This window comes from Candidatus Cryosericum odellii (genome assembly GCF_003570935.1).
Classification (GTDB): domain Bacteria; phylum Caldisericota; class Caldisericia; order Cryosericales; family Cryosericaceae; genus Cryosericum; species Cryosericum odellii.
Map to the genome: position 1 here is coordinate 1 of NZ_QXIU01000072.1, position 4,596 is coordinate 4,596.

The 4,596-nt window shown below is 56.2% G+C and carries 4 protein-coding genes and 1 pseudogene; all 5 read left to right on the forward strand.

Going from position 1 to position 4,596, the window contains the following annotated elements; translation table 11 throughout:
* A partial coding sequence (gene uvrC / locus SMC5_RS02940) for an excinuclease ABC subunit UvrC (protein ID WP_119119521.1) occupies positions 1-1,533 on the forward strand: 1,533 nt, incomplete at its 5' end.
* Positions 1,534-1,550: 17 nt separating this feature from the next.
* Complete coding sequence (locus SMC5_RS02945; protein WP_119119522.1) at positions 1,551-1,907, forward strand: phage holin family protein; 357 nt, start codon at positions 1,551-1,553, stop codon at positions 1,905-1,907.
* Positions 1,904-2,635: a PHP domain-containing protein gene (locus SMC5_RS02950; protein WP_119119523.1), complete on the forward strand. Its 732-nt coding sequence runs from the start codon at positions 1,904-1,906 to the stop codon at positions 2,633-2,635. Before SMC5_RS02945 ends, SMC5_RS02950 begins: the two co-directional genes overlap by 4 nt.
* Entirely contained in the window at positions 2,632-3,879 is a 1,248-nt protein-coding gene (gene hflX / locus SMC5_RS02955) for a GTPase HflX (RefSeq protein ID WP_119119524.1), read from the forward strand. Before SMC5_RS02950 ends, hflX begins: the two co-directional genes overlap by 4 nt.
* Positions 3,880-4,037: 158 nt before the next feature.
* A pseudogene (locus tag SMC5_RS11600) lies at positions 4,038-4,596 on the forward strand (S-adenosylmethionine:tRNA ribosyltransferase-isomerase); the annotation flags it as partial.

The window sequence follows — 4,596 nt, forward strand, 5'->3', positions numbered from 1 at the left end:
AAGAATCTCCGCAAGAGAGTCGAATCATATTTTAGAAATGACCTGAATCCCAAAACAAGGTCGATGGTGGGCAATGCCCGCTTTTTCAGTTTCATTACCGCGGGACACGAGGACCAGGCCTTGGTACTGGAGTCGAACTTTATCAAGTGCTATAAGCCCCACTACAATATCCAGCTCATCGACGGCAAGTCGTATCCCCTTATCGAGTTGACGGGAGAAGCTTTTCCGATCCTCAGGAAAACCCGCCGCGTGACGACGGCCAGAAGCCGCTACTTCGGTCCATATCCGAAGTCTGGACTGCTCAACCTTGGACTTGACAGTCTGAGACACGCGTTTCCAGTCAGAACGTGTCATCGAAGAATCGATCCGGCGAAAACCACCAAGCCATGCCTTGACTTTGACCTAGGCCTCTGTCTGGCGCCGTGTGGGAACAGGTGTTCCCAGGATGAGTATGCCGAGGTGGTCCAGGATCTGTCAGCATTCCTGAACGGCAAGATGCGCACGTTGCTGAGACAGCTCGAGAACAGCATGGACCAGGCATCTCGGTCGCAGCAGTACGAGCGGGCGGTACGCTACCGGGACTCCTGCCTTGCGCTGAAGGGACTGTTTGAGCGATACGCTGTCTTCGCTCCTGGGGCGCGAGACATGGATGTGTTCGCGTTTCATCAACAGGGGAATCTTGTGGCTGTTGTCCGGCAAGCGCTTCGAGAGGGACGGCTGATCGCTTCCACAGAGTTCATCTATGATCTGAAAGGCAAGGAGGCACTCGACGCGGTCATGCGGGCGGACCTCATCATTGATTTCTACCAGCGCTTTCGTGTAGCTGCTCCGACGCGAATAGCAGTCGATGCTGTGGGCGCCGAAGCGACGATTGTGCGCGAGCGATTGCGGGTAGTTCTTGGGACTGCAATTTCCCTCGCGTCGCCACGTTCGACAGAGACCTCGCGTCTCTTGCGCTTCGCAGCTGAGAACGCGGAACAGAAACTGATTGCCTCGACACGAGCGACTGACATCCCCGCGCAGTTGTCCGTCCTGAAGGCGGTATTAGATCTTGAACATTTGCCAGTGCGTATCGAAGGTTACGACGTATCGAACATCTCAGGAAAGGATGCCACCGTTTCCATGGTCGTTTTTGTGGCCGGAAAACCGGCAAAGGATCAGTACAGACTGTTCAACATGCGCTCCCTGGATACGCCGAACGATCCGGCAATGCTGGCAGAGGCTCTTGCTCGGCGCTTCGCAAGATGGAGTGACATTACGTTCGGTGATCCTGCGAATCTACTGCTGATCGACGGTGGACTTTCGCAACTGGGAGCCGTGTGTGCTGTGCGCGACAATGCCGGTGTGAATGTACCTGTTGTGGGCATTGCCAAGAAGGAAGAACTCCTGTATCGTGAAGGAACACCGGAACCAGTACGGCTCTCACATGATTCTGGCGCTTTGCTGTTGCTCATGGCCGTTCGGGACGAAGCCCATCGCTTTGGCAAGCGAGAGTTCCACAAACGCCACGAACGCCCTCTGAAGCACCGCTGATCTCGAAAGGAGACCTTATGGACCTTATCATTCGTCTAATATTGAATGCTTCGGTTTTTTTGCTCGTCAGCCTGGTGGTCCCCGGATTCGAGGTTGCCTCGATATGGGCGGCGTTATGGGCCGCGCTCATCTTCGGGTTCGTGAATTCTCTCATTCGGCCGATCTTGCTCGCCATAAGCCTTCCACTGAGCATTTTGAGTCTTGGACTGTTTACGCTTGTCATCGACGCGGCGATTATGGCTCTGACAGCATGGCTGGTTCCGGGTTTTGACGTGCGCGGATTCCTGGCAGCGCTCATCGGGTGGGTGCTCGTCTCCTTCGGGAGTATGATTGTTTCATCGATCCTCAGAGGCAACGGAGGGAAACGGAAATGAGTCCACAGATGCTTGGTGATTTCCACGTGCATACGGTCTTCTCCGGACATGCGTTCTCCACACTTCAGGAAGTAGTTGTTGCAGCACAGCAGCGTGGCCTGAAGTATCTTGCCATCACGGACCATGGGCCTGCGCGCCCGGACGGACCTAAGTTGGACTACTTCAAGAACCTCAACAGGCAGGATACTCTGCGCCAGTTGCCCGGGATCCGGGTCCTCATAGGGGTCGAAGCCAACATCATTGATCCCTGGGGCGATCTGGACATGCCAGAGAAACTGCTGCATGAGCTCGACGTCGTCATTGCCGGGTTCCACAATTCCACAGGGTATGGGGGCTCATCGGTTTCCGAGAATACGGGAGCCCTGGTCAAGGCTATCGAGAAAAACCGGATAACGGTCGTGGCTCATATTGGTGACCCCCGTTTTCCGTATCCGGTAGATCTTGAAGAGTCGATTGCGGCTGCAGCTGCAAAGGGAGTGCTGGTCGAGCTGAACCAGTCGGCGCTCCATACCTGGAAGGATGTCAATGTAGCTCACTACGAACGCGTCCTGGAGCTCCTCGGAAAATACCACGCTCCGATACTTATGAGCTCGGATTCGCATATCTCGTACAGCGTAGGCATTGTAACGGAGTGCGAGAAGCTCCTGGTTGAACACGGCATCGACCCGGCTTCTACCGTGAACTACTCGGAAGAGCTGATCCAGAAGTACCTGGTTCCCCGGTCATGAGCGGCGAAAGCATTGCGCGAACGGCCGTCATTGTAAGCGTCCGGCGAGTCAGCGAAGACATGGATCCTGACCGGGCCGAAGAAACACGCCAACTGGCCGAGGGACTTGGAGCAGATGTACTCCAAATAAGGACGTTTGTACAGCGGACGCCTCAACGCTATCTTCTTGGCAAGGGTCAGGTGGAGGAGCTGCACGACCTACTGCAAGCTCTACGGGCGGATCTTGTCATTTTCGATTCTGAGCTTACGCCTCCGCAGTACCGTCACATGATCGATTTTCTCGAGAGTTCGGTGATGGACCGTACCAGGCTCATTCTGGAGACGTTCGCTGCTCATGCGCACACGGGCGAAGCGAAGAAGCGTGTGCAGATTGCTGAGCGTATGTTTGAACTCGGGCAGCTGCGCGCAATGAATGCAGGGTATGACCAGCAGGCGGGTTTCATTGGCATGCGCGGACCGGGTGAGACTCTTTTCCAGAAGCGTCGCAGAGCAAAGAAGTCAGAGATCCACGATCTGCGTGAACAGGTAAGGGAAGTTGATACGAGATACGCCGTGAAGACGCACACTCGACAGGAATCGGCGATTGCAAAAGTCGCTGTCGTAGGATATACGAATGTGGGCAAGAGCACTCTGATCAATGTGCTGGCCGGGTCTGAGCTGCTGGCCGAGAACAAGCTATTTGCGACGCTGGACACAGCGGCAAGACCAGCTCACTTCGGACGCCAATCCGCCGTTCTGATCGATACGGTCGGGTTTATCCGGGACCTGCCAGAATCACTGATGGATTCATTTCGTTCGACTCTCGCGGAATCCCGTGATGCGGATCTCCTCCTGCATGTCGTGGATGCGGGCGTGCGGGATCTGCAAGAGCGTATTCACGTCGTCGACACCGTTCTGGCACGCATTGGCTGCGCCGACATTCCTCGAGTGCTGGTCTTCAACAAGATCGATACCGTTGATCAGGCCAGGCGGGAGAAGGTTCTCCTCATCGGGACGGGGTTCATGATCTCCGCTACGACTCTCGAGGGTGTCGATCGACTCAAGGACCACATAGCGGAAGTCCTGCTCCGCCACGTTGTACATGGGCGATACGTCATCCCGTTCACTGAGCCGGGGGCACGAGCTGAACTCTATGCCGGCGCAGTTGTCGTGAATGAAAGACTCACTGCGCGGAGCTGGATCATCGAAGCAGCCGGTGCAGCCCCCGGAGCCCGTCTCCCTCAGCGTTTCTTGCGAAAGGATTGACCCGCGCCCATCCAGTGTTCGGGCACGACCATGTGAACGCTTGTGATCCCTACTCTATTGGCAACCGGGACTGCATCCATATAATACACTCTGCTGAACTGGAGACCGATGCATGACGTCGGCGCCCAGCGGCGGGGAGCCAAGGAGTTGTGCAAAGCGTGAATATACGGGACTTCGACTACGAGCTGCCAGAGGGGCTGATTGCCCAGACTCCCCTTGAACAGCGCGACCTTGCGCGTCTCATGGTCGTGGACCGGGCGGCTGGGACAATCGAGCACGGAGTGTTTCGCGATCTTCTTTCGTACCTTCATCCTCGTGATGTCGTCGTTGTCAACGATACGCGCGTCAACGAGGCCAGTTTCAGTTGCCGTAAGGACAGCACAGGTGCAACGATTGATGTCCTTCTGACCGGGCGGCGTTCACCGACGAGATTCCAGGCACTGGTNNCAGATTCCACCCTACATCAAGCAATTTCCCCGTGACCCTGGAGCCTATCAGACGGTTTATGCCCGTGAGCCCGGATCGGTCGCGGCACCGACCGCAGGGTTGCATTTCACGCCGGAGCTGCTGGACAATGTAAGAGGTCTGGGAGTCGACATCGAGCACGTTACGCTCGATGTCGGGCTGGGAACGTTTCAGCCGGTCCGCGTCGACACCGTCGAAGACCATCACATGCATACCGAGCGATTCACATTGCCTGAGGAAACGGCAAGGGCC

What these genes read in the sequence shown, in the direction of transcription:
- SMC5_RS02945 (WP_119119522.1), top strand. Translation starts at nt 1,551, where the DNA reads ATGGACCTTATCATTCGTCTAATATTGAATGCTTCGGTTTTTTTGCTC.
- SMC5_RS02950 (WP_119119523.1), top strand. Translation starts at nt 1,904, where the DNA reads ATGAGTCCACAGATGCTTGGTGATTTCCACGTGCATACGGTCTTCTCC.
- hflX (WP_119119524.1), top strand. Translation starts at nt 2,632, where the DNA reads ATGAGCGGCGAAAGCATTGCGCGAACGGCCGTCATTGTAAGCGTCCGG.